The 24,856-nt window shown below is 42.2% G+C and carries 21 protein-coding genes and 1 riboswitch; of the genes, 12 read left to right on the top strand and 9 right to left on the bottom strand.

The window, feature by feature from the left end; translation table 11 throughout:
* The first annotated feature begins 47 nt into the window (after window positions 1-47).
* Window positions 48-2,483, top strand: coding sequence for a glycerol-3-phosphate 1-O-acyltransferase PlsB (gene plsB / locus KO534_RS20880; RefSeq protein WP_215932935.1), 2,436 nt, complete (start codon window positions 48-50; stop codon window positions 2,481-2,483).
* A 34-nt stretch (window positions 2,484-2,517) separates the two neighbouring features.
* On the opposite strand, the gene KO534_RS20875 is transcribed toward plsB, so the two are convergent.
* The 3 genes from KO534_RS20875 to ilvD are packed head-to-tail and all read right to left on the bottom strand — an operon-like array spanning window position 2,518 to window position 6,840.
* A complete protein-coding gene (locus KO534_RS20875; protein ID WP_215932934.1) occupies window positions 2,518-3,438 on the bottom strand; it encodes a glutaminase in 921 nt (306 codons plus the stop codon).
* The gene (ilvA, locus tag KO534_RS20870) at window positions 3,439-4,992 is read right to left on the bottom strand and encodes a threonine ammonia-lyase, biosynthetic (RefSeq protein ID WP_215932933.1); all 1,554 of its coding nucleotides are present in this window, start codon (window positions 4,990-4,992) and stop codon (window positions 3,439-3,441) included.
* Complete coding sequence (gene ilvD, locus KO534_RS20865) at window positions 4,993-6,840, bottom strand: dihydroxy-acid dehydratase (protein ID WP_215932932.1); 1,848 nt, start codon at window positions 6,838-6,840, stop codon at window positions 4,993-4,995. It lies immediately after the preceding gene.
* Window positions 6,841-7,196: 356 nt separating this feature from the next.
* Here ilvD and KO534_RS20860 point away from each other — a divergent pair, with 356 nt between their 5' ends.
* Window positions 7,197-7,826: a trimeric intracellular cation channel family protein gene (locus KO534_RS20860; RefSeq protein WP_215932931.1), complete on the top strand. Its 630-nt coding sequence runs from the start codon at window positions 7,197-7,199 to the stop codon at window positions 7,824-7,826.
* A gap of 64 nt (window positions 7,827-7,890) precedes the next feature.
* On the top strand, window positions 7,891-9,405 hold the full coding sequence (locus KO534_RS20855) for a YifB family Mg chelatase-like AAA ATPase (protein ID WP_215932930.1): 1,515 nt from the start codon (window positions 7,891-7,893) through the stop codon (window positions 9,403-9,405).
* A gap of 93 nt (window positions 9,406-9,498) precedes the next feature.
* Here the strand turns inward: KO534_RS20855 and KO534_RS20850 are convergent, their stop codons facing one another.
* Together KO534_RS20850 and KO534_RS20845 are read right to left on the bottom strand one after the other, a co-directional pair.
* Complete coding sequence (locus KO534_RS20850; protein WP_215932929.1) at window positions 9,499-9,915, bottom strand: GFA family protein; 417 nt, start codon at window positions 9,913-9,915, stop codon at window positions 9,499-9,501.
* A gap of 132 nt (window positions 9,916-10,047) precedes the next feature.
* A complete protein-coding gene (locus KO534_RS20845; protein ID WP_215932928.1) occupies window positions 10,048-10,440 on the bottom strand; it encodes a VOC family protein in 393 nt (130 codons plus the stop codon).
* Between the two features lie 120 nt (window positions 10,441-10,560).
* Here KO534_RS20845 and KO534_RS20840 point away from each other — a divergent pair, with 120 nt between their 5' ends.
* The 7 genes from KO534_RS20840 to thiH all read left to right on the top strand — a co-directional run bounded on the left by KO534_RS20840 (window position 10,561) and on the right by thiH (window position 18,064).
* Window positions 10,561-11,244 (top strand): helix-turn-helix transcriptional regulator, encoded by a 684-nt coding sequence (locus tag KO534_RS20840; RefSeq protein ID WP_215932927.1) that lies wholly within the window; start codon window positions 10,561-10,563, stop codon window positions 11,242-11,244.
* Window positions 11,245-11,361: 117 nt separating this feature from the next.
* Window positions 11,362-11,463, top strand: a riboswitch (TPP riboswitch).
* A gap of 134 nt (window positions 11,464-11,597) precedes the next feature.
* Window positions 11,598-13,583 carry a phosphomethylpyrimidine synthase ThiC gene (thiC, locus tag KO534_RS20835; RefSeq protein ID WP_215932926.1) on the top strand — a complete coding sequence of 662 codons (1,986 nt, stop codon included), beginning with the start codon at window positions 11,598-11,600 and terminating at the stop codon, window positions 13,581-13,583.
* The gene (gene thiE / locus KO534_RS20830) at window positions 13,583-15,190 is read left to right on the top strand and encodes a thiamine phosphate synthase (protein WP_354667969.1); all 1,608 of its coding nucleotides are present in this window, start codon (window positions 13,583-13,585) and stop codon (window positions 15,188-15,190) included. The genes thiC and thiE overlap by 1 nt, the downstream gene beginning before the upstream one ends.
* Window positions 15,187-15,963 carry a HesA/MoeB/ThiF family protein gene (locus KO534_RS20825; RefSeq protein WP_215932925.1) on the top strand — a complete coding sequence of 259 codons (777 nt, stop codon included), beginning with the start codon at window positions 15,187-15,189 and terminating at the stop codon, window positions 15,961-15,963. The genes thiE and KO534_RS20825 overlap by 4 nt, the downstream gene beginning before the upstream one ends.
* On the top strand, window positions 15,953-16,153 hold the full coding sequence (gene thiS / locus KO534_RS20820) for a sulfur carrier protein ThiS (RefSeq protein WP_215932924.1): 201 nt from the start codon (window positions 15,953-15,955) through the stop codon (window positions 16,151-16,153). Before KO534_RS20825 ends, thiS begins: the two co-directional genes overlap by 11 nt.
* 4 nt (window positions 16,154-16,157) lie before the next feature.
* Window positions 16,158-16,934, top strand: a complete 777-nt coding sequence (locus tag KO534_RS20815; protein ID WP_215932923.1) for a thiazole synthase — start codon at window positions 16,158-16,160, stop codon at window positions 16,932-16,934.
* Window positions 16,931-18,064 carry a 2-iminoacetate synthase ThiH gene (gene thiH, locus KO534_RS20810; protein WP_215932922.1) on the top strand — a complete coding sequence of 378 codons (1,134 nt, stop codon included), beginning with the start codon at window positions 16,931-16,933 and terminating at the stop codon, window positions 18,062-18,064. The genes KO534_RS20815 and thiH overlap by 4 nt, the downstream gene beginning before the upstream one ends.
* A gap of 113 nt (window positions 18,065-18,177) precedes the next feature.
* Here the strand turns inward: thiH and KO534_RS20805 are convergent, their stop codons facing one another.
* From KO534_RS20805 to ilvY, 3 genes are all read right to left on the bottom strand, one after another.
* Window positions 18,178-19,470 (bottom strand): RNA polymerase sigma factor, encoded by a 1,293-nt coding sequence (locus KO534_RS20805; protein WP_215932921.1) that lies wholly within the window; start codon window positions 19,468-19,470, stop codon window positions 18,178-18,180.
* A complete protein-coding gene (locus tag KO534_RS20800; protein WP_252732331.1) occupies window positions 19,467-19,808 on the bottom strand; it encodes a YciI family protein in 342 nt (113 codons plus the stop codon). The genes KO534_RS20805 and KO534_RS20800 overlap by 4 nt, the downstream gene beginning before the upstream one ends.
* A gap of 298 nt (window positions 19,809-20,106) precedes the next feature.
* Window positions 20,107-20,961, bottom strand: coding sequence for an HTH-type transcriptional activator IlvY (gene ilvY / locus KO534_RS20795; protein WP_215932920.1), 855 nt, complete (start codon window positions 20,959-20,961; stop codon window positions 20,107-20,109).
* A gap of 155 nt (window positions 20,962-21,116) precedes the next feature.
* Here ilvY and ilvC point away from each other — a divergent pair, with 155 nt between their 5' ends.
* Both ilvC and KO534_RS20785 read left to right on the top strand, forming a co-directional pair.
* Complete coding sequence (gene ilvC, locus KO534_RS20790; protein ID WP_215932917.1) at window positions 21,117-22,601, top strand: ketol-acid reductoisomerase; 1,485 nt, start codon at window positions 21,117-21,119, stop codon at window positions 22,599-22,601.
* Window positions 22,602-23,109: 508 nt separating this feature from the next.
* On the top strand, window positions 23,110-23,433 hold the full coding sequence (locus tag KO534_RS20785; RefSeq protein WP_215932915.1) for a hypothetical protein: 324 nt from the start codon (window positions 23,110-23,112) through the stop codon (window positions 23,431-23,433).
* A 189-nt stretch (window positions 23,434-23,622) separates the two neighbouring features.
* Here KO534_RS20785 and KO534_RS20780 read toward each other — a convergent pair whose 3' ends face one another.
* A complete protein-coding gene (locus KO534_RS20780; protein WP_215932913.1) occupies window positions 23,623-24,855 on the bottom strand; it encodes a multidrug effflux MFS transporter in 1,233 nt (410 codons plus the stop codon).
* Window position 24,856: the final 1 nt, after the last annotated feature.

Here is a 24,856-nt window from a genome sequence, read left to right as displayed (position 1 = left end):
TGTCTGTGGTATCCTGCGCTGGTTTTATTTTTTGTGAGCAAATAAGTATGTTGTGGCTGCATAAATTGCTGTTGGCAATGGTATCAGTGCCGGTCAAGTGGCTGGTAAAGGTAAACAGTATTCCTAGTGATCTCAGATCCGAGTTGGGGATAAACAAAGAGCGTCCCATTGTTTATTTACTACGTACCCGTTCAATTACCGACGAAATAGCATTGAAAATGTCAGCAGTAGCCTTGGGGCTGCCTAAACCTGCGCTAAACATCAACATTGCTGATCAGAGCCATTCCGCATGCTTATTTTTGCAAAAGCCACGCTCTGTGTTAAATCGTAAAACTGGCAGCACTTCTATCCAAGAAGATGCGGCAAAATTATTTAAATTACATAGAGAAAATCCCGATTTAGATATTCAAATAGTCCCTGTTTCTATTCTTTGGGGCAGAACGCCTGAGAAAAACACCTCAGGTTGGTCAGATGTGATCGCCAACCAAATGTCTCCCAGTTGGTTACGTAAATTTTTTATTGTGCTGTTTTTAGGCAGAGACAACTTCGTTTGTTATAGCAAAGCCGTATCTTCACGGAAGATGATTGAATTGAAAGGTAGTGATGATGAAATCGCCCATAAGCTGATTCGCTTAGCAGGTACACACTTTTACCGACGCCATCAAAACTTAACTGGCCCTAACATTCTTGAACGACATCAATTGTATAACGGAGTGTTAGGATCAAAACCAGTACGTAAGGCCATTGTTGAACAAGCTCGAAGTAAAAAATTGAGTCACCAACAAGCTAAGCTACAGGCAAAAAAATATGTAGATGAAATTGCAGCTGATTATAGACCCGGTCTGATAAGGTTAGGCGAGAGGATTCTAACTAAAATTTGGAATAAAATTTATAACGGAATCGAAGTTAGGCATGCAGAAAAAGTCAGAGCCTTAGCGCAAAATGGCCACGAAATTATTTACGTGCCATGTCACCGAAGCCACATGGATTATTTATTACTTACCTATGTAATTTATCACCAAGGCCTAGTCACACCTCATATTGCTGCCGGAATTAACCTTAATTTTAGACCTGTAGGTGGAATATTGCGTAAAGCCGGTGCGTTTTACCTACGTCGTAGTTTTGCGGGCAACAAACTCTACACTGCAGTGTTTCGTGAATACTTAGAATTGCTATTTAACAAGGGATATTCCGTTAAGTATTTTCCTGAAGGTGGCCGCAGCAGAACAGGGCGTTTGTTACCGCCTAAAACAGGCATGTTAGCTATGACGTTACAAGCAATATTAAAAGGTGTTAACCGTCCTGTGAGTATAGTGCCTGTGTATATAGGCTACGAACATGTCATGGAAGTCTCTAGTTACCTCAAAGAGCTCAATGGCACTGGCAAGAAAAAAGAGTCGTTTCTACAGATATTTTCAGCTATCAAGAAACTTAAAAATTATGGCTATGGATTCCTTAATTTTGGTGACCCTATCAATTTAACCAATTACCTCGACCAACAAGTTCCAGATTGGCGCGACGATCAAGATAACAGTAACGATAAAAAGCCCAAATGGCTGACACCAGTTGTCAATAATCTCGCTACAGAAGTAATGGGCAGAATAAACCAAAGTGCAGCGATCAATGGCATGGCAATTTGTGCCATGTGTTTATTATCAGCTAAAAAACACGCTATGGCGCAGTCTGAATTAGAACAAGCTATTGAGCATTTTTTGGAGCTCTTAAGTGATGCCCCATACAGCGAACTTGCAACATTACCTAAAATATCTGGCAAAAAATTATTGGAAAATACTCTTAAGCTGAATAAATTTGATGTGCACAAAGATAGTTTTGGCAAAATTATTTCGTTGAGAAATAGAAATGCCGTGTCCCTCACCTATTACCGTAACAATATTCTGCATTTGTTTGCGTTGCCTGGCCTAATTGCGGCAATCGTTTTTGCCCACAAAAGTTTACCTAAAAGCCAGATCGTGCTTTTGGTAGCCAAACTGTATCCCTTATTGAAACGTGAACTATTTATTTACATGAGCATTGAACAAGCCTCTGAATATACAGAGTCAATAATTAGTAAAATGTTAGAAATGGGCTTATTGCAAACTGACCAAACTGACATTCAACCGCCATCAGCAAACAGTAAAATGTTTTATTCAGCTTGGTTACTTAACCGTAGCATTCAAGAAACCCTGCATCGCTACGCGGTGGTCTTAACCTTGTTATCCAGACAAGAACAAGTTAGCCGCTCAGAGTTAGAAAAGAAAAGCGCGCAATTTGCCGAAAGGTTAACGGCGCTGCATGGTATCAATTCACCCGAATTTTTTGATAAGAATGTACTGGGAACCTTTATCAACGCATTAAAGGAAAACGCCTTAATAGAAACCGACGATATCGGTCAACTGCACCATACAGAGCAAAGCGCATTATTAAAAACTGATGTCATTGATTTAATCGAGCCTGAAATAGCACAACGCTTACAGCAAATATAAGAACGTTAGATATTGGGTAATGGGTGCATAAACGCTATTCACCAAACACAGACCAACCGGTCTTTTGAGTGAGCAGTTCCAGCGCTTGTGTTCCAAGCTTACTGTTACCTATGGTGTCCAATCCCGGAGACCATACCGCAATTGACGCTTTTCCAGGGGCAACTGCAAGAATCCCCCCTCCTACGCCACTTTTACCGGGTAAACCAACGCGAAAAGCAAATTCACCCGAGCCATCGTAGTGACCACACATCAACATCAACGCATTAATACGTTTTGCTCGGTTCGGAGATACAACTCTATAACCCGTAATAGGGTTAATGCCATTGTTTGCTAAAAAGAGTCCTGCGGTAGCAAGTTGTGCTGTGGTCATGGCAATAGAACAATGATGAAAATAAGTGCCTAACACTGCATCAACAGGATTTTCAAAATGCCCGAAAGATGCCATAAAATGAGCCAACGAGGCGTTTCTGTCGCCTGTCATTTGCTCTGAGCGCGCCACTTTTTCATCAATCGCAATACTTTCATCGTCTGCTAAGTAACGCATAAATTGCAGGATTTCTGCCAAGGTTTCTTTTGGTTGATGTCCCTGAATTATTGCGTCAGCGACAGCAATGGCCCCTGCATTGACGAAAGGGTTGCGGGGTTTTCCCTGTTCATGTTCAAGTTGTACAATAGAATTAAATGGGTCGCCAGATGGCTCTCTACCCACTCTATTCCAAACTCGTTCGCCGAGTTTTCCTAAGGCTAAAGTTAAGGTAAATACTTTGGAAATACTCTGAATCGAAAATAACGTTTGTGCATCTCCAGCGCTATAAATCGAACCATCTGGCAATGCCACACTGATTGAAAACTGATTAGGATTAACACAGGCCAACTGCGGAATATAACTAGCGACTGTGCCTTTATTAGTTTTTGAGGCTATCTTCCTAGCGATGTCATCAACAATTGTTTGCATTTACGACTCGAAGACACCATTTAAGTCAGACAAGAAAAATTTGTATGCGGGATTATCCGTTTGTTCTTCATACAAATAACCCAGTTTGGCTAAATGGCTGTCAAACTCACTTCGATCAGCATCGGCTATATCAAAACCCGCCAGCACAAGGCCATCAGCTGCACCATGGTTGCGATAGTGAAACAAGGTAATATTCCACCTTTCCCCGAGTGTATTTAAGAATTTCATTAAGGCTCCAGGGTGTTCTGGAAACTCGAAGGAAAATAACTTTTCATTGAGTAAACTAGGAGGCCTACCTCCTACCATGTAACGAACATGCAATTTAGCCATTTCATTTTCAGATAAGTCAAAACTCTTGTAACCATGATGACTAAGAGAATCTGTCAGTTGCGCTAATTCTTCACGGCCTTTTTTTAACTTTATTCCCACAAAGATGTGTGCTTCGCGATCAGTTGAATAGCGGTAATTAAACTCAGTGATAGCACGACCACCTAACAACTCACAAAAATCCCTAAATGCACCGGTACGTTCTGGAATTTTAACCGCTATCACCGCTTCTTTTTGTTCTCCTAACTCACAGCGCTCAGAGACATAACGCAACGTATGAAAATTAATGTTGGCGCCACACAAAATGCCACCAATTTTTCTGCCTTGCATAGGATTGGCTCTGAGATATTTACGAATACCCGCTACAGATAAGGCTCCAGCAGGCTCTGCAATTACCCGGGTATCATCAAATATATCTTTAATCGCAGCACAAATTTCGTCGGTATTAACGGTAATCACTTCATCAACATATTCTTGGCATAATCGAAACGGTTCTTCACCAATAATTTTAACCGCCACACCGTCAGCAAATATGCCCACGTGGTCAAGAGGTACAGGTTTACCCGCTAACATCGCGGCCTGTAAACATGCTGATTCATCAGATTCCACGGCGATGATCTTAAGATCAGGCTTGAGCTGCTTAAGAAATACCGAAATACCCGAAATTAAACCACCACCACCGACAGCGATAAACAGGGTGTCTAGGTCAGGATTTTGTTCAAGTAATTCACGGGCAATGGTACCTTGACCTACAATCACATCCTCGTCGTCAAAAGGGGCAACCATAGTAAAACCCTGCTCTTTGGAGAGACGCAAGGCTTCTTCTTTGGCCTGGTCAAAACTCGTACCATGCAACACAACGTTGACATATTCACCGCCAAAATCTCTCACGGCTTCTACTTTTATATCTGGTGCCGTTGCAGGCATGACTATTGTCGCATTAATGCGCTTTTTTCTTGCAGAATAGGCAACACCTTGCGCGTGATTGCCAGCGGACGAAGCCACCACACCTTTGGCGAGTTGCTCGTCAGATAATTGGCTTAGCTTGTTATAAGCGCCTCGCAGCTTGAAAGACTTAACGGGTTGCTGATCTTCTCTTTTCAGCCAAATTTCGTTACCTAAAGAAGCGGATAATTTTTCTAGCTTTTGTAGATCAGAATTCACCGCCACGTCATAAACAGGCGATAACAAAATACTCTTTAAGTAATCATTGGCTGAACGGCTCATTTAATCTTCCAATTTCGATGCGTCTCGCACCGCTCCTTTATCGGCACTTGTTGCCAACAAAGCATAAGCTTTAAGGGCTAAAGACACTTTACGCTCACGAGAAACAGGTTTCCAAGGCTTTTCACTCGCATTCATTGCATCGCGACGTGTTTGTAATTCTTGGTCACTAATATCTATACCAATTTTACGTTCTGGAATATCTATCAAAATGGTATCGCCTTCTTCAACCAAACCAATACCACCACCACTAGCAGCTTCTGGCGCACAGTGGCCAATAGACAAACCTGATGTACCACCGGAAAAACGCCCATCAGTAATCAAGGCACATTGTTTCCCTAACCCCTTAGCTTTTAAATAGGTGGTAGGGTAAAGCATTTCTTGCATTCCCGGACCACCTTTAGGGCCTTCATAACGAATAATCACTACATCACCAGCAACAATTTCATCAGCAAGAATAGCTGCGCAGGCAGTATCTTGGCTTTCAAAAATACGCGCACGACCGGTGAACTTATGAATAGATTCATCCACACCTGCGGTTTTAACAATACAACCATTTTCGGCTATGTTGCCAAACAACACCGCTAAACCGCCTTCTTCACTGAATGCGTTGGCACGGTTACGGATACAACCATTTTCACGATCAGTATCGGCCGTTGGGTAGCGGCAATTTTGACTAAAAGCTTTAGTGGTGCGAATTCCGGCAGGTCCTGCTTTGTAAAATTCTAAGGCATATTCATTAGCTGGATTGGTGATATCCCACTCAGCGACTACTTCACCTATGGTTTTCCCTAAAACGTGCGGCGAGTCTGTATGTAATAAGCCTGCCCGGTTTATCTCGGCTAAAATACCCAACACACCACCGGCTCGATGCACATCTTCCATATGATATTGAGGTGTCGAAGGAGCAACTTTACATAAATGCGGCACGTTACGAGATAACCTGTCGATATCGTCCAAAGTGAAAGGTATTTCACCTTCAACGGCGGCGGCCAACAAATGCAAAATGGTGTTGGTCGACCCGCCCATAGCAATATCTAAAGTCATAGCGTTTTCAAACGCTTTAAAGTTGGCAATGTTGCGAGGCAATACCGACTCGTCATTCTCTTGATAATAGCGACGACATAACTCTACAATTTGAGTACCGGCTTGTTTGAATAAACCTTCACGGTCGGCATGTGTAGCTAACATGGAACCATTACCAGGCAATGACAATCCTAAAGCCTCGGTTAAACAATTCATAGAGTTGGCGGTAAACATACCCGAACAAGATCCACAGGTTGGGCATGCAGAACGCTCAACTTGCTCGCTTTCTTTGTCGCTAATATTATCGTCAACACCCGCCACCATAGCGTCAACTAAATCTAACTTAATAATTTGATCAGACAATTTTGTTTTGCCGGCTTCCATCGGGCCGCCAGAAACAAAAATCACAGGTACATTTAGACGCATAGAAGCCATCAACATACCGGGTGTGATTTTATCGCAGTTTGAAATACACACTATGGCGTCAGCGCAATGTGCATTAACCATATATTCAACGGCGTCAGCGATAATCTCGCGTGATGGCAAGCTATACAACATGCCGCTATGCCCCATAGCAATGCCGTCGTCTACTGCTATGGTATTGAATTCTTTTGCTACGCCACCGGCTGCTTCTATGCTGCGCGCTACAAGTTGCCCCATATCTTTTAGATGTACATGTCCTGGCACAAATTGAGTGAATGAATTGGATACAGCAATAATTGGCTTTCCAAAATCGCCGTCTTTCATACCGGTGGCACGCCACAGGGCGCGAGCTCCCGCCATATTTCGTCCTTGGGTACTAGTGGCTGATCGTAACTTTGACATGATCTTTACTCTTTAATTAAATATCTAAACTGATTGAGTTAACTGTTTAGGCTCGCTTCAAATAAGCACTGCCATTAACAAAAAACCCCTCGGACTTTCGTACGAAGGGTTTAGAATTCTTACTAGACGTAAGCACTATCCCCGCAATAAAATAATCACTAGCCTGTAGACTAAGTAAGTTGTCACTGCATTGCGCAAAAAAGAATAGGGCATCACATCACAAATTTTATTTATCATTACTTGAACATAGAAATAGCATGAAGCCGATAATTTGATCAAGCATTGCTATATGCCTTTTTAGCGGGTTATATACTCATATACATCGAAAACGAAAGACGTTAATTGTTAGGGGACTTATGGAAACTTGGTTACATTGGGTTGATTTAGCGGGAGTGGCTGTTTTTGCAATCGCTGGCACACTGATGGCCTATAAGAAACATATGGACGGTTTTGGAGTGGTTGTGCTGGCGTCAGTAACTGCTATTGGCGGCGGCACACTGCGGGATATGATTTTAGATCTACCAGTATTTTGGGTACAAGACCCCAGCTTTTTTTATGTCATCATACTTGCGGCCTTTTCCACCATTTTTTGGCTACGTAGCAAAGACACCTTTCCGCTACGCTATCTGTTTTTTGCAGATGCCATAGGGTTAGCCTTCTTTAACGTAATGGGGTTACAAAAAGCGCTAACTTATGGGGCATCCCCCTTAATTGCCATCGCGCTGGGTACTATGACAGGTGTATTTGGAGGCTTGATTCGAGATGTGATTTGCCGGGAAATTCCGCTAGTTTTAAAAGGCGAACTCTACGCCACCGCTTGTATCATAGGTGGAGCATGTTACATCTTAGGTTTACAGCTAGGTTTGAGCACTGTGAGCTGCATGATAATTGGCTTTTGCATTACATTATTCTGTCGTTTAGGTGCGATGAAGTGGAACTGGCATCTTCCTGTTTTTAACCCCCATGATTCTGTAAAGGATGAATAACTCGCATTTTTAAGAGGATTAGCTAGCCTTAAAGACTCACCTTTTACGCAAATGGAGTTGCTTAATGTCACTAGCAATTGTTTATTCAAGAGCCAGCGTGGGCATTGACGCGCCACTGATTACAGTTGAGGTGCACTTGGCCAATGGTTTACCCTGTTTTAACTTAGTAGGCCTACCTGAAGCATCAGTGCGCGAGGCCAAAGACAGAGTCCGTAGCGCCTTAATTAATTCAGGCTTTGAGTTCCCTGCAAAACGTATCACTGTTAATCTCGCACCAGCAGACTTACCCAAAGAAGGGGGCCGTTTTGATTTAGCCATTGCTATCGGCATTATCGCTGCCAGCAACCAATTAACCAGTAGTCAACTAGAAACCATAGAGCTGGTAGGCGAACTCGCCCTCTCAGGAGAAATACGTCCTATAACTGGCGCTTTGCCTTTTACTTATGCTTGTTCACAAGCTAAGCGAATCGCAATTTTACCCCTTGAAAATGCTCCAGAAGCGTCATTAATTAAACAAGCTAACATTGTACCTGCCAAGCAACTATTAGATGTGTTTCACCACATCGCTGGGCAATGTCCACTCGATTTATACCAAGCTGAGGTTTCAAAGCCAACGCTGACCTATGATAATGATTTACAAGATGTCGTAGGGCAGGCTGCAGGGAAAAGGGCCTTAGAAATAGCTGCCGCAGGCGGCCATAACCTGTTATTTACAGGGCCACCTGGCACAGGTAAAACCATGTTAGCCAGTCGCTTAATCACTATTCTTCCCCCAATGACAGATGCAGAAGCCTTGGCATCAGCCGCGATCCATTCGATTGTAGGTAAACCTGTAGACCCCACAACTTGGAAACAACGGGCGTTTCGTCACCCACACCACACCAGTTCTGCCGTAGCTTTGGTAGGTGGCGGTAGCATACCTAGACCAGGCGAAATATCCTTAGCGCACAACGGTGTCTTGTTTTTAGATGAACTGCCCGAATTTGATCGTAAAGTATTAGATGTACTGCGCGAACCTTTAGAGTCTGGAACCGTGAGTATTTCAAGAGCAGCCAGGCAAGCTCAATTTCCTGCTAGATTCCAACTCGTTGCCGCGATGAACCCTAGTCCAACAGGCAGTTTGAATGATGGGCGTAGCAACTGCGACCAAATTTTACGTTACCTTAACCGCATTTCAGGCCCTTTTTTAGATCGTATTGATTTACAAGTTGATGTGCCTAAACTGCCAAACAACGATTTTTCGGAGCAGGTGAAAAGCCGCGGAGAAAGTAGTGAAGTGGTCCGTGCACGAGTCATTCAGGCTCACCAATTACAACTGAAGCGCAGCGGTAAAACTAATGCGCAACTTGGCAGCAAAGAAGTCGAACAATATTGTAAATTAGAAAAGCCGGAACAGTTATTTTTACAGCAGGCGGTAGAGAAACTAGGGCTATCATTGCGCACCTACCACAGAGTGTTAAAGGTCGCTCGCACTATTGCTGATCTGGCTCTTTGTACAGACATTAACAGGCAACATCTAGCCGAAGCCCTTAACTACCGAGCCTTTGATAGAATGCTAGCGCAATTAACTAATAGTTAACACTACCAATCAGATACAGTGAGCCAATGCGTATAAAACGCTATTCTGTTTAATGCCCAGCCACCTTTTAGTACATAAAGCTTAAGAATGTTTTCATAGTGCATTTTCAAAATAGGCTATTATTTCAGCTTTACTCAGTTCTTTGGTTTTATTCGAGAAACAGTAATAATCAGGGCGCCTATCGCTAAAATATTGCACATCCATTTCTATATCTCGTAAATTTTCGAATATGCCCACCGGCATGTTGTAATCACCACTTTTTTTAAATTTAAAAAATAAGTGGGTACCACACTCTGTGCAAAAGCCACGAGAAGCCCAATCTGAAGAAGGATATATCTTTACATTATCGCTGCCTTCTATTTTAACATTCGGTCCACATTGCACTGCGAAAAATGGTGCACCGCCCCATCCGCGACAAGTATCACAATGACACACTGTAAATTTAGGATTAATTTCACCTGCAGTAATTTTCACTGCACCGCAAAGACAATTGGCTATAGAACTTAACATTTGAAAACTCTCCTTAGTTATAAAAAAGGATCTCACAGGCTTTGAATACTGTTTTTAAAACACACAGTTATTGGGTTGCCAAAATTTCGGCAACTCTGACTCCGTTAGATCCGTTGATTACGTTGTTAACTGTTAGCTGTCAGCCACAATGCAAAATGCATTTAGCTTATTGCCGTCTAAATCTCTAAAATATCCAGCATAGAATCCTGAAGAGGCATCTTCAGGACGAAAACCCGGTTTACCTTCACAAGTGCCACCTAACTCCAGTGCTTTAGCGTAGAAGGAGTCAACTTGTTCAGGGGTATCTAACGCTACGGCAACCATAGTTCCATTACCTACAGAAGCCGGTTCTTTGTTAAAGGGCACAGAAACCGCAATTGAAGCTTCACCGGGGGCCTTGGCCCATGCAATAAAATAATCAGGCTCTTCCATAAATCGCCCGGCACCTATTGTGCCAAGTAACACATCATAGAATGCGCTTGATTTCGCCAAATTTGCTGTACCTAAAGTTACATATCCAATCATGATTATCTCCAATGAGTTGTTGTTTGTTGCAGATAAATATTACGCTTTAGCTACTGACAGTCTTTGTCAGTAGTGTTTCAATAAACTAGATATTCAGAATAATCTTGAATTAGAGTATGTATGCAAAAAGCAGAGCGTCTTAATGACATAGTCCATCATTTACGAAGAATGCACCAAGCTGTCACCGCTTCGGTTTTAGCTGAAGCATTTGAAGTATCACCTAGAACCATCTATCGAGATATTCAAAGTTTGATAGATTCAGGCGTGCCTATTAGTGGTGAAGCAGGCGTTGGATACATGATAGATAAAAGTTATCACTTGCCCCCTATTATGTTTGACGCCGATGAACTAGAAGCGATTGCACTGGGGATTGGCATGGTTGGCAATTGGACCGATGAAAAGTTCGCTGCCAAAGCACAAAGTGCTTATAAAAAGATTCAAGCTACCTTGCCGGCGCCATTGATTCAGGAATTGCATCAAATCAGTACGTTTTCGGCACCTAGCCATTATAAAATTCCCTGGGAAGTAGGCTTTACTCAAGTGAGGGAATGTATTCGGCGTAAAAATAAAACTAAGTTCACCTATCTTGATTTGCAAAACCAAAACACTCAGAGAGTCATTTGGCCTTTAGCTTTGATTTCCTTTAGTCCGGTTTGGCTTTTAGCTGGTTGGTGTGAACTACGTCAGTCATTTCGTAATTTTCGACTTGATCGGATATCCAATTTCGAAACTTTAGAGACGCGTTACCCAAATGATAAACATAAAAACCTGGCATCTTACCTAGCGCAAATAAAGCATGACTAACCTGCTGACTCAAATGGACGCTTCCCATAAAAAGTCCATAAAACACTCCGTAATTGAAGAAATGGACGTATTCAATGTTTAGCCTCTTGTAGTTTTAACCAAAAAGTTTACACTTCTCGATACTTGTCGGAGTGCCCTCGAGGCTGAGACCGTTATTTTACGGGATCCGTTGAACCTGATCAGGCTAACACCTGCGTAGGAAACAAAAGTAACTCATTGTTTTTTATTTAACTGTATTGGTTAGATAGTAAAATTGAATATCTCTAGGTGAATTTTTTATCTAGAGCCAGAATATATTGAGTTGCGCAACACTTCTGACAAGCAAATATCCTCTTAACTAACGAGATTTTGCTATGTCTACTCAATTAACTCGCCGTCAACGTCGAGAACAAGCTCAAGCATTTATTGCTAATTTACAACACCAGTCTTACCCCAATTCATCTCGTATTTATCTTCAAAATTCGGAAGGTGATCTACGTGTTGGTATGCGGGAAATATCTTTAGGTGACTCCATCATAGGCGGCACTAAAGAAACACCTACATTTGCTAAAAATGAACCTATCCCCGCTTATGACACTTCTGGACCCTATACCGATCCGAACATCGCTATTGATGTGAATAAGGGTTTACCCAAGTTACGCAGTGCTTGGATAGACGAACGCAATGATTGCCAAACGTTAACGGGCTCAAGCGCCAATTACACCCAGCAACGTTTATCTGATGACACTCTAGATGAACTACGCTTTGAACACCGACCTTTGCCTAAAGTAGCCAAAGAAGGGCAGTGTGTCAGTCAAATGCATTATGCTCGTCGCGGTATTATCACCAAAGAAATGGAATATATTGCCATCCGTGAAAACATGGGCCGTCAGCGCATAACTGACGAGATATTACTGCAACAACACCCCGGAGAATCATTCGGGGCCAATCTACCAGAACAGATTACACCTGAATTTGTGCGCCAAGAAGTGGCCCAAGGCCGTGCAATTATTCCCGCGAATATTAATCATCCTGAAAGCGAACCTATGATCATTGGGCGTAATTTTTTAGTTAAAATTAACGCTAACATTGGTAACTCTGCGGTGACTTCTTCTATCGAAGAAGAAGTGGAAAAACTACTCTGGTCAACGCGCTGGGGCGCCGACACCATAATGGATTTATCCACGGGTCGTAACATTCACGAAACCCGTGAGTGGATCATTCGAAATTCTCCTGTGCCTATTGGCACCGTCCCCATTTACCAAGCACTGGAAAAAGTCAACGGCGTCGCTGAAGATCTTAACTGGCAAGTGTTCTATGACACCTTAGTCGAGCAAGCCGAACAAGGTGTCGATTATTTCACTATTCATGCGGGTGTATTACTGCGTTATGTGCCCATGACCGCTAAACGTGTCACCGGTATTGTGTCTCGTGGTGGCTCTATTATGGCTAAATGGTGCTTGTCACATCACCAAGAAAGTTTTTTATATCTTCGTTTTAGAGAAATTTGCCAATTATGCGCTCGTTACGATATTAGCCTTAGCTTAGGTGACGGCCTACGCCCAGGCTCCATTGCGGATGCCAATGATGAAGCACAATTTGCTGAATTACACACTTTAGGAGAGCTGACTAAAATTGCTTGGGAATACGATGTTCAAGTAATGATTGAAGGGCCAGGGCATGTGCCAATGCATATGATCAAAAAGAATATGACCGAAGAATTAGAGCACTGCCACGAGGCGCCGTTTTATACATTAGGCCCACTGACCACTGATATTGCTCCCGGTTATGATCATTTCACCTCAGGCATTGGGGCAGCCATGATTGGTTGGTTTGGTTGTGCCATGTTGTGTTATGTCACCCCCAAAGAACACTTAGGTTTACCCGAGAAAGAAGACGTAAAACAAGGGCTGATCACATACAAAATTGCCGCCCATGCTGCCGACTTAGCCAAAGGCCATCCCGGTGCGCAGATTAGGGATAATGCGCTATCAAAAGCTCGCTTTGAATTTCGCTGGGAAGACCAATTTAATTTGTCTCTTGATCCTGAAACGGCCAAAGATTATCACGACCAAACCATTCCTCAAGAGTCTGGAAAAGTAGCGCATTTCTGCTCTATGTGTGGTCCTAAATTCTGCTCTATGAAAATAACGGAAGAAGTCAGAGCTTATGCAGCCAATTTAGAAAGCCAAGAAAAAATCGCCATAAAAATGGTCGATATGCAAGGCAATACCCAAGCAGTACACACCAGTCAAAGTGATATAGAAAAAGGTATGCAAAACATGTCGCAAGTGTTTAGGGAAAAAGGCAGTGAATTGTATCACCGTGCCGACCAAGTGCTTGAAAAGGAAAAGAATTAGTGGGCTCGCCCATTAATAAGCCTGTATCAATGTACCACCTAAGCGAGACTCAAACTAACCATACGCCACCAGCCGTCATTTGGTCGGTGGCGGGCAGTGACAGCAGTGGTGGCGCAGGCATACAGGCAGATATTAAAACAGCTCATGACTTTGGTGTACACGCTGCGACAGTAATTACTGCGGTAACAGCACAAAACAGTCTAGCGGTAAATCACCTTGAGGTGATGTCAGCGCAGAGTTTTGCTCAGCAACTTGCTAGCCTGCGAGAGGATATACCGCCTGCGGTTATAAAGATCGGTTTGCTAGCATCTGTTGCTCAAGTTAACGCTTTAAGCACTTTGATATTAAGCTTTACCGCTATCTGTTCTGCAACACAACACCGCCCTTTTGTTGTTTTAGATCCTGTTCAAGTGGCTTCAACAGGCGACGTGATGGCTGGGGAAGATGTCACTGTTGCAATCAAAAATACCCTTTTGCCGTTAGTCGACTTACTGACCCCAAATTTACTGGAGTTAGCTTGTTTATCTAGCGGCGTCTGTGACGGGTTAACTAACTGTGACGATATAGATACACAAAAAGCAGCGGCAGAACACTTACTCAAGCAAGGCTGTAAAGGGGTATTGGTCAAAGGGGGCCATGCTAATGGCCAGTACTCTATCGATAGATATTTCGGCGCTGGACACGTATTTAGTATGCGCTCGATGCGCCACGATACCCAACATACACATGGCACGGGCTGCACACTGTCATCAGCTATCAGCGCAGCAATAGCCAAGGGATACCAATTAAACGATGCGCTTGTTATAGCCAAAGCCTATGTCAATCAAGGCATTCGATTAGCCTATCCATTAGGCCAAGGTACGGGGCCTGTGGCACATGCTGGATGGCCTACGCAGGTAGCTGACTTTCCGTATATTGGCACTATCAACGACACAACATCCAAACAACAGCAAGTAGGATTTTTACCCTGTAACAAGCAGTGGTTGGGTTTGTACCCTGTGGTGCCAAATGTGAAATGGTTAACCCGGTTATTAGAGGCGGGCGTCAAAACAATACAATTACGTATTAAAGACCCTGCGGCAGCTGACTTAGAAACTCAAGTTAGCGAAGCCGTGATCTTAGGGCGGCGCTATCAGGCGCAGGTATTTATTAATGACTACTGGCAGTTGGCAATTAAATACCAAGCCTATGGCGTACATTTAGGCCAAGAAGATCTCGCACTAGCAGATTTGCAGGCAATAAAAATAGCAGATTTACGTTTGGGTATTTCCACTCACGGATACCATGAATTACTTATAGCCAAACAGCTCAAACCTTCATACATCGCCCTTGGACATATCTTCCCAACTCAGACCAAAGAGATGCCGTCTAACCCACAAGGTTTAGACAACTTAAAGCGCTATGTGGGTTTATGTGAAAGTATCCCAACTGTAGCTATAGGGGGTATTTCAGAACAAAGAGTGGATGCTGTACAACAAACATCGGTTAACGGTATTGCCATGGTGTCTGCAATTTTACAGGCACCCAATTGGCAATCGGTCACTCACAGATTACTCAAAAAATTACTACCAACTGCTGATAATTCTATTGGCGAGATACAGCCATGAACAGCACACTTTCCCAGCCAGAAAAATTGCGCTATGCACGGCAAATGTTACTCCCAGAATTAGGTGAAAATGGACAGTTACGCCTAAAACAGGCACAGGTGTTAATTATTGGAATGGGCGGATTAGGTTGCCCAGCCGCTATGTATCTGGCTGCAGCGGGCATTGGTAGTTTAGTCATTGCCGATTTTGATACGGTTGAACGCAGTAATCTACACCGTCAAATTCTATATCAGGATTATCAGATTGGCCGCAATAAAGCACAACAGGGTGCCATTAACTTACATGCCATGGCTCCAGATGTGAGTTATCACGTGGTGAGTGAAAAGATCACGGCTGATAATGTTTTTAGTCTGGTAAGTGATGCTGATTTAGTACTGGATTGTACTGACAACATCCAAACTCGTTTATTGATCAATCAGGCTTGTGTGAACTTGCAACGCCCGCTTATCAGTGGCGCAGCCATTGGTTTTAAAGGCCAATTACTGACTCTCCCCATGACCGTAAATTCACCTTGTTATCAATGCATCTACCATTCTACTCCTGATGATCAAAGCAGTTGTCTACAAGATGGCGTAATGGGTCCATTAGTGGGAGTCATTGGCAGTATGCAGGCTTTACAAGGGATTAAATATCTCAGTCAAATAGGATGCCAAGAACCTAAGTTACATAGGTTCAATGCCATAAACATGCAATGGCAAAATTTAGCACTCACAGTAGATCCAAACTGCCCCGCTTGTGCCGACAAACCTTTAAGGAACAAAGATGCGTATTAAATTAAATAATGAAATTGTTGAAATCGAATCAAGCTTCACAGTGCAAACCTTGTTAGATAAATACCAAATATCTGAAACGGGTTTAGCTGCAGCTATTAACAATACTGTCATTCCCCACTCAAGTTGGGCCTCAACACCATTAAGTGAACATGATGAAATCACTTTATTTCAAGCTATAGCTGGAGGTTGAACTTATGAGCTTACAGATTGCTGATAAAACATTTCATTCGCGGTTATTTACCGGCACCGGTAAATTTTCAAGTGGAGAAGTCATGGCCAAGACTATCAAAGCAAGCGGCAGTGAATTGGTGACTGTGGCGTTAAAACGCACTGAACTACAGCAAAAAAATGACAATATTTTAAGCCAACTAAAACCACTTGGTGTGCAGTTATTACCTAATACATCTGGTGCGCGCACCGCTAAAGAAGCTATATTTGCCGCTCAATTAGGCCGCGAAGCCTTAGGTACTCAATGGGTGAAATTAGAAATTCATCCCGACCCCAAGTACCTAATGCCCGATCCGATTGAAACCTTGCTAGCTGCCGAACAACTCTGCGCTTTAGGTTTTGTGGTATTGCCCTACTGCAGCGCCGACCCTGTATTGTGTAAACGTTTAGAGCAAGTAGGCTGTGCTGCAGTTATGCCTTTAGGCGCAGCCATTGGCTCTAACCAAGGCCTTACGACCCGTTCGATGTTAGAAATTATTATTGAACAAGCTATGGTGCCTGTTATCGTTGATGCAGGTATAGGTGCGCCGTCCCACGCAGCTTTAGCAATGGAAATGGGCGCAGATGCGGTGTTAGTCAACACAGCTTTGGCCGTATCACCCAACCCAATCAGTATGGGCAAGGCCTTTAAACAAGCTGTAGAAGCAGGCTTTACAGCTTATCAGGCAGGTCTAGGTGCTAAAAGTATACACAGCCAAGCGAGTAGTCCATTAACTGGTTTTTTATCCGAGGTTTCAAGGTGAATTACCTCGACCAGAGCTTCTATCATCAATGGGCAGAAATAAACGATAAGCAACTACAGCAGCAATTAGACGAGGTGCAAACAGCGGATGTTGAGCGATTATTGGGTCAACCCAAGATAACCCTAAAAGACATGCCTGCATTGTTGTCTGCTGCGGCAGAAAAATATCTGGAGCCTCTAGCACAGCAGTCACAAGCCCTCACCCGTCAACGTTTTGGACATACTATTGGTTTTTTTGTACCACTGTACCTATCCAATTTATGCGCCAATGATTGTAGTTACTGTGGTTTTTCCATGAGCAATAGAATTAAGCGCCTGACCCTCACGCCTCAGCAGGTAGAAGCTGAATGCCTTGCGATTAAAGCTTTGGGGTTTGATACAATTTTACTGGTCACAGGTGAACACGAGCAAAAAGTCGGCATGGACTATTTTGCCACTGTGTTACCCATTATTAAGCAACATTTCAGTTATGTGATGTTAGAAGTACAGCCTTTATCCACCCAGCAATATCAAACACTGCGAGGATTAGGTGTCGACAGCGTATTGGTCTACCAAGAATGTTATCAACAAAAAACCTATCAACAACACCATCTTAAAGGCAACAAAACTGACTTTCGCTGGCGCTTAGAAACCCCAGATAGATTAGGCCAAGCTGGCATGGATAAAATAGGCGTGGGATGCTTGTTGGGACTCAGCAACTGGCGGTTAGACTGTCTTAAGTTAGCCATGCATATTGATTATCTACAAAAGTATTATTGGCAAAGTCGATTATCGGTGGCATTTCCACGCCTGCGCCCATGTACTGGGGGGATTATTCCTGAGCATTTACCTACTGATGGCCAGCTATTACAGCTCATTGCCGCATTTCGATTATTTAATCCACAAATCGATATTGTGTTATCTACCCGCGAACCCGCTTCATTAAGAAACAACTTACTGGGTTTAGGCGTGACTCAAATCAGTGCCGGTTCAAAAACCCAGCCGGGAGGATATGCCGATCAAACGCTGGCACTGGCGCAATTTGAAATTGACGATGAACGCAGTCCAGCACAAATGGCAAAAGTGGTAAAAGACGCAGGTTTCGAAGTGGTATGGAAAGATTGGGAGTCTGCTTATTCAGCTAAAAATTAATACCAAACATACTTAATTGAGATGGCTCAGTATCACCTAACGCTACAGGGATGACTTTTTATTCTAAGCGAAGTGGTCCAACACATGCGCAATATTGATTTTTTGTCGTTTCATTACAATGAGTGTCTTGGGGAGTTTTTGATGCTTTTGTTAGTATTATAGTTAGCTATTCGTCTTTTTAGTAAATCTTTAATACCCTTTGTAGGTGCTAGGTGGATAGCTTGTTCGGCATTTTTTTTGGCAGATTTATATTGCTTATCGCGGTATTGTAAATCTGCCAGTACAGCATACCAATGATAAGATCGCGTCAACCATGTAGGAATATCTGCTCGTTGCAAAACCTCCAATCCTTGTTTAGCATTTTTCCATTCAGCCATTGCTAGCGCTCGATTTAAAATATGTAACGCTGAAGGGGCCACATTTTCTAATAATTCATATGAGCCAACTATTTTGTCCCAACGAGTATCTTGGTAGCTTACGGCCATACAATGCTCTGCAGCTATATTTGCTTCAATATGATAACGAGAAATAATATCTCCTTGGCCAGATTGCATCAGGTGTTCCATAGCTTGTGTTATTTTTTGTTGGTCCCACATCGACCTATCTTGTTGTGCTAATAACACCAAACCAGTTTGGTCTTCGCGAGTATCAAGTCGAGCGATATTAAAATACATAAGTGCGAGTAATGCATGACTCTCTGGTACGTTGCATATTGGATTTTGTATTAACAATAATGTTAATCGCGAGGCCTCTTCACACAGATCGTTGCGGATCAGCACATCCGGATGTGAAGACAAATAACCTTCAGTAAATACTAAGTATAAAACCCGGTGAACAGCTGAAATTCTCTGTTTAATTAGAGATTGATTGATCTCGTCCATATTAAACTTTTGTTTTATCAACACACTTTTGGCTCGAATAAAACGCTTATAAACATTGGCCTCAGAGACGAATAACCGTGCGGCAATTTCAGAAACACTAAATCCACAAAGACTCTTTAAGGTGAAGACTAATTGCGACTCAATTGGAATATGATCGTCACAGGCCAAAAAAAGCATACGCAGCAATGCATCTGATAACTCACTTGATAGGCTTGCTTCTATGTCCGGGCTGAATTCAATATCTTGCTGTTCGTATTCATTATTTAATATCACCTGATGTCGCACTGTGTTTCTAAATTCAGACAATAAATGTCTGTGTGCAACTTGATATAACCACGCGGCCTGGTTATCAGGCTTCTTATCTAAAGCCCAATGCGTAAGAGCCTGTGTCATAGACCATTGCACCGCATCTTCTATCATTTCAACGTGTTGTATGCCTACACGACGAACTAATGTCGCCACAAGTGAACCGTACTCATGGCGAAAAACATGCTCTATATTGTCTTGTTGTTCCTTGTTACTCAAGGTGTAGAAATTTCTCGGATTTCTAGACTGGTGCGGGGGTTCTCGACCATGGGACTTTGTTGAATCACTTTTACCACTTCATCTAAGTTTTCACCTACAAGGAGCATATAACCGCCTATTACTTCTTTCAATTCAATAAAGGGACCATCTTTGACACTATCATTTGTTACTACTGCAGCGGCGCCTGATAATGCACCTCCCATGTCTAAAATATTTTTTGCAAATTTACTTTGCCACGCTTGGTATTTAGCATACATAGTTTCCATGTCTGAAGGTGATGGTTTTTCGCAAGCCCCAGACTCACTTCTTAGAATACACATGAATTTTTTGTTACTCATTTTTTGCTCCTTGGTATTTATATTTTCAGCAGATTAATCACTACTGACATTATAAAGACGCATTAGCTAACACTAGTTAGACACTTTATCGCAGAATAAATAAATCGCGGTCAACAGGGCCAGTAAATTCTCTAAAACAGAGTATGAGTTAACCTAACTTTCTTTCAAGGACTTCTCAAACAATCAAGGTGATTTTTGCAACTAACTGTCAGTTAAAACCAAAAGTTGCGGAGTGGATCCCAGTTCTAAAGGCGACCGGAATGACGCGATGGATGGCTATTAACTTTTGCCGATGCTTTTAACAATTAAACAAAGCCTGAATAGCCGGTTCATCGGCTCGTTTTCGTAAACAACACAATCCTAATTGATAGGGCTCAATATCATCAAGTGCAATGCGATTGACCTTTCGCCCTAGGGTGGAATGATCCAACACAATCTGCGGTACTATGCCCAAGCCGCAACCTAAAGCCACCATACTTACTATCGCCTCATTTCCAGCAACTTTGGCATAAATGCGTGGCCTTATGCCTTGTTCAGCAAACCAATGATGCACAATACGTTTTGATGGACCCGAGTCAGGTAAAATGAAAGAGTGCTGACGCCAGTCCACTTGCTCTAATCGATTTATCAAAGTGTCTTTAGGGGCGATAAGTAGCAAGGGTATGTCACCTAGCGATAAAAATTTTAACTCTGCAGGAAAATCAGGTGTGTGAATAGCAATGGCGGCATCGACCTCTTGTTGCATCACTTTACTTACGGATAACGCGGGATCGCCGGTGCTCAATTTTATTTCTACTTGTGGATATTTGTGGCGAAAATTATCTAAAAGACTGGGCAAATGACTTTGGCTAGCGGTAACTGAACAAAACAAACTCAGCTCACCTTGTAAATGTTGATGCTCTTGCTGAAGTTCCCATTTTACTTTTTTCCATTCAGTCAAAATTAACTGAGAGAAACTTAATAGTTTAGAGCCGGCTGCGGTGAGTTTAACTTTACGATTGTCTCGCGCAAACAAAGTGGTACCACATTCGTCCTCAAGCCTTTGAATAGCGCGACTCAAAGTAGAAGGGCTAACAAACATTGATGCCGCAGTTTTACTAAAATGCAAACTACTCGCTAAATGTTGAAACAACTCTAAGCTACGTATATCCATCTAATTGACCTAATTTAACTATTTTTAGCTACATTGCATATATCGCAACATTATATTGCAAATATATCATTTTAAACAACACCGCTTTAGATCTATTATCAAAACATCGCAAGTGACCCAATAACTTGTAGTTAATTAGATTAGGAAAATTAAACATGGCAAATTATTTCAATACATTATCTTTACGTCAGCAATTAGACCAAATTGGTCGTTGTCGTTTTATGCAACGTTCAGAGTTTTCGACAGGCTGTGATTTCCTTAAGGGCAAAAAAATTGTCATTGTAGGTTGTGGTGCGCAAGGTTTAAACCAAGGTTTAAACATGCGAGATTCTGGTTTAGACATCTCTTATGCATTACGTCAGGCTGCTATTGATGAAAAGCGTGATTCTTTTAATCGTGCAGATGGCAACGGCTTTACTGTTGGTACTTATCAAGATCTTATCCCTACAGCTGATATCGTCTACAACTTAACTCCTGATAAACAGCATTCAAGTGTAGTAGAAGCGGTCATGCCTCTAATGAAAAAAGGCGCCACTTTAGGTTATTCACACGGTTTTAATATCGTTGAAGAAGGCCAACAAATTCGCGAAGACCTCACCGTTGTAATGTGTGCACCTAAGTGCCCTGGTACGGAAGTACGTGAAGAATATAAACGAGGCTTTGGTGTACCAACTTTAATTGCCGTACACCCTGAAAATGATCCACAAGGCCAAGGTTGGGATATCGCAAAAGCACTCGCTTCAGCAACAGGTGGTGATCGCGCCGGTGTACTTGAATCTTCTTTTGTAGCAGAAGTTAAATCTGACCTTATGGGTGAACAAACTATCCTATGTGGTATGCAACAAGTAGCGGCAGTTTTAGGTTACGAAAAAATGGTCGCAAATGGCATCGATCCTGGCTATGCAGGTAAATTGATCCAAGACGGTTTAGAAACAATCACTGAAGCACTTAAAATTGGTGGCGTCACCAATATGATGGACAGATTGTCTAATCCTGCCAAGGTAAAAGCCTTTGAATTATCTGAACAATTAACAGAATTACTGCGTCCTCTTTTTGGCAAACATCAAGACGACATCATCAGCGGTGAATTTTCTCGCACTATGATGGAAGATTGGGCCAATGGTGACGCGAACTTGCTTAAATGGCGCGAAGAAACGGGTCAAACAGGTTTTGAAAACTCCCCCGCTTTTGATGGCAATATCGATGAGCAAGAATATTTTGACCACGGCATCTTTTTAGTTGCGATGATTAAATCAGGTGTTGAACTTGCCTTTGATGTAATGGTAGAAGCCGGTATTTTACCAGAATCTGCGTACTACGAGTCATTACATGAAACGCCGTTAATTTCTAATACTATCGCCCGTAAACGTCTATACGAAATGAACGTAGTGATCTCAGATACAGCAGAGTACGGTAACTATTTATTCGCCAACGCAGCTATTCCGCTTTTGGCTGAAAAACTTATGCCAAGCATAGGTACTGACCTTATTGGTAAAGCTTATACAACTGCCTCAAACAGTGTTGATAACAAGAAACTTGTTGATATCAACAAAAGCATCAGAGAGCACGGTGTAGAAACAGTTGGCGCGAAATTACGTGGTTATATGACTGATATGAAAACAATTGTTGAGTCTGCATAAGAAGCTACACTCTAACGGTTTGCAACGATTTCTGTCGTAAGGTGCTTGTTAAAAGCCCTCTTGCCCAGCCATTTTGGCTGGGCTTTTTTATTTAGTCTTTAATAACTAAAACATTGTTTGTTAAATAGTATCTCTAGAACATTTGCTTCACGTTACCTAGAAGCAACGACTCTCAATATTGGTTATATGCTTAGAACTTACATTAGGTGTATGTATTAGAAGACTAGGTAATATCCCTAATTTAATAGCCTCCATAGGTTTCCGCCTAAAAAAGTCTCAAAAACGCCTCTCTTTTAAATAGTTTTTTGCAATAACATCATCATGCGTAGCCAAATGCATACACCTCAAGACTAAAAATCCATAAGAATCTAAGCTACGCCCTGATTTTACGGTGTCTGCGCACTTGGCCTGCGATTTGCTAAAATCGAGTGACAGGAAAGCCTCAACAATAGCACGCCGTATCTGCAACACCGACATTCAATCCAATAGACAAGAAACAGGATTAAGCATGAATAAATCAATAACACGTATTGCCAAAATGGATGATTGGTTTTTTGAAGTAAAAATGGTCAGAGCAATAAAATCAAAGAATTATGGAGACTCATACTCAGCCATAGCGCAACTGACAGCTAGCGGCGAACAAATGCACATAGACTCGCATTTATCCATCAAAGACGAAGAACTTAGCAAGGATGATTTCATGACAATTTATAAATTTTGTCAGTCTATGGGAATGAAGAGTATCACTTATGACAGAGTTAAGAATGGTTTTAGAACGTCAAAACAAGTCGATATTTCCGAGAACCAGCCAAACATTCGCTTAGTCAAATAATTAGTGGCTTCTAGCGATTAAAAAAGCGCTATGTATACACCAAATTTTGGTACAACCTATACACAGCGCTTAAAATCGAATCATCAAAATTGAATAAAATCGAACACTGATTCAATACCGGACTACCCTAAACGACGCATACTGAATAGATTATGAACAACTTATGAATTTAACCAGACAACAGTTGTTTTAGGACTTAGTTGCATTCCAATACAACACAAACGACAACACACCAAACCCCAAAAAGCCTATCGCAATCGGTGTAATGGTAGATTCAATAAAACTACCAACAAATAGTGCCGTAGGTACTGAGACTAAACTGCTTAGCGAGCCAATTATAGCCGCACCTAGGCCGGCCATTTTACCTAAGGGCTGCATCGCCATTGCATTGATATTACCAAACATAATTCCGATGCAGAAAAATGCGCAAAACAACACAGCTACGAACTGCCAAAAGGGGGGCACTCCCTGATTAACAAAACATAAAACCGTTAGGATCCCTGAGAAAAACAACCAGCCTAACATCGCCCAAGTACATAAGGTTCGCATTCCCAAACGTATCACTAAGGTGCCATTAATAAAGGATGCAAATCCAATCGAAAAAGCCAACAAAGCAAAATACACAGGAAACAAATCACCTGTGTCGTAAACATGCTGAAATAAGGTTTGCGATGAACTGATATAGGCCAAAAAAGCGCCAAAAATGATACCCGACGAAAGGGTATAAAACATCACTAATTTATGGGTAAGAATAAATTTACTCGACTGCCATAGTTGCAACCAACTAAATGGCAATCGCTTTTCTTTAGGCAATGTCTCTGGTTGTCGAATAAAAAACCATAATCCGGTCAGTAACCCAAAAATCAGAAATGATGAAAAAATATACTGCCAGGAGAACCAAAATAAAATAGCTTGCCCAAAACTAGGGGCTAACATAGGAACAAGTATAAATACCATCATGATAAATGACATGACTCGGGCCATGGCTTCACCTTCGTACTTATCTCTTATCACCGCTAAGGTTGCAATTCTTGGCCCTGACACACCAAAAGCTTGGATAACTCGGCCAATTAGCATGACTTCTAAGGATTCCGCGTAAATACAAACTAATGAACCAATCGCAAACACAATCAAACCAGAAATTATCGCGTAACGTCTTCCTTTGTCGTCAGATAATGGTCCGTAATAAAGTTGCCCAAATGCCATGCCGAAAAAAAATAAAGAAACGATAAGATGAGTCTGCCTAGGATCTGTAATTTCTAGATCAGTCCCGATTTGAGATAATGCAGGCAAAACTGCATCGATACTTAAGGCAACTAAAGACGTCATCAATGCCATTAGCGCAACAAACTCAAATAAACCTATATCGGCCTTGATTTGATTATTTGTTTCACCAGGATTGGAATTGCGATTGAGTGACATG

The sequence above is a fragment of the Paraglaciecola arctica genome, from assembly GCF_018861065.1.
GTDB lineage: Bacteria > Pseudomonadota > Gammaproteobacteria > Enterobacterales > Alteromonadaceae > Paraglaciecola > Paraglaciecola arctica_B.
This window is presented reverse-complemented; position numbering and strand designations above follow the sequence as displayed.

What these genes read in the sequence shown, in the direction of transcription:
- plsB (WP_215932935.1), top strand. Translation starts at nt 48, where the DNA reads ATGTTGTGGCTGCATAAATTGCTGTTGGCAATGGTATCAGTGCCGGTC.
- KO534_RS20875 (WP_215932934.1), bottom strand. Translation starts at nt 3,438, where the DNA reads ATGCAAACAATTGTTGATGACATCGCTAGGAAGATAGCCTCAAAAACT.
- ilvA (WP_215932933.1), bottom strand. Translation starts at nt 4,992, where the DNA reads ATGAGCCGTTCAGCCAATGATTACTTAAAGAGTATTTTGTTATCGCCT.
- ilvD (WP_215932932.1), bottom strand. Translation starts at nt 6,840, where the DNA reads ATGTCAAAGTTACGATCAGCCACTAGTACCCAAGGACGAAATATGGCG.
- KO534_RS20860 (WP_215932931.1), top strand. Translation starts at nt 7,197, where the DNA reads ATGGAAACTTGGTTACATTGGGTTGATTTAGCGGGAGTGGCTGTTTTT.
- KO534_RS20855 (WP_215932930.1), top strand. Translation starts at nt 7,891, where the DNA reads ATGTCACTAGCAATTGTTTATTCAAGAGCCAGCGTGGGCATTGACGCG.
- KO534_RS20850 (WP_215932929.1), bottom strand. Translation starts at nt 9,915, where the DNA reads ATGTTAAGTTCTATAGCCAATTGTCTTTGCGGTGCAGTGAAAATTACT.
- KO534_RS20845 (WP_215932928.1), bottom strand. Translation starts at nt 10,440, where the DNA reads ATGATTGGATATGTAACTTTAGGTACAGCAAATTTGGCGAAATCAAGC.
- KO534_RS20840 (WP_215932927.1), top strand. Translation starts at nt 10,561, where the DNA reads ATGCAAAAAGCAGAGCGTCTTAATGACATAGTCCATCATTTACGAAGA.
- thiC (WP_215932926.1), top strand. Translation starts at nt 11,598, where the DNA reads ATGTCTACTCAATTAACTCGCCGTCAACGTCGAGAACAAGCTCAAGCA.
- KO534_RS20825 (WP_215932925.1), top strand. Translation starts at nt 15,187, where the DNA reads ATGAACAGCACACTTTCCCAGCCAGAAAAATTGCGCTATGCACGGCAA.
- thiS (WP_215932924.1), top strand. Translation starts at nt 15,953, where the DNA reads ATGCGTATTAAATTAAATAATGAAATTGTTGAAATCGAATCAAGCTTC.
- KO534_RS20815 (WP_215932923.1), top strand. Translation starts at nt 16,158, where the DNA reads ATGAGCTTACAGATTGCTGATAAAACATTTCATTCGCGGTTATTTACC.
- KO534_RS20800 (WP_252732331.1), bottom strand. Translation starts at nt 19,808, where the DNA reads ATGAGTAACAAAAAATTCATGTGTATTCTAAGAAGTGAGTCTGGGGCT.
- ilvY (WP_215932920.1), bottom strand. Translation starts at nt 20,961, where the DNA reads ATGGATATACGTAGCTTAGAGTTGTTTCAACATTTAGCGAGTAGTTTG.
- ilvC (WP_215932917.1), top strand. Translation starts at nt 21,117, where the DNA reads ATGGCAAATTATTTCAATACATTATCTTTACGTCAGCAATTAGACCAA.
- KO534_RS20785 (WP_215932915.1), top strand. Translation starts at nt 23,110, where the DNA reads ATGAATAAATCAATAACACGTATTGCCAAAATGGATGATTGGTTTTTT.
- KO534_RS20780 (WP_215932913.1), bottom strand. Translation starts at nt 24,855, where the DNA reads ATGTCACTCAATCGCAATTCCAATCCTGGTGAAACAAATAATCAAATC.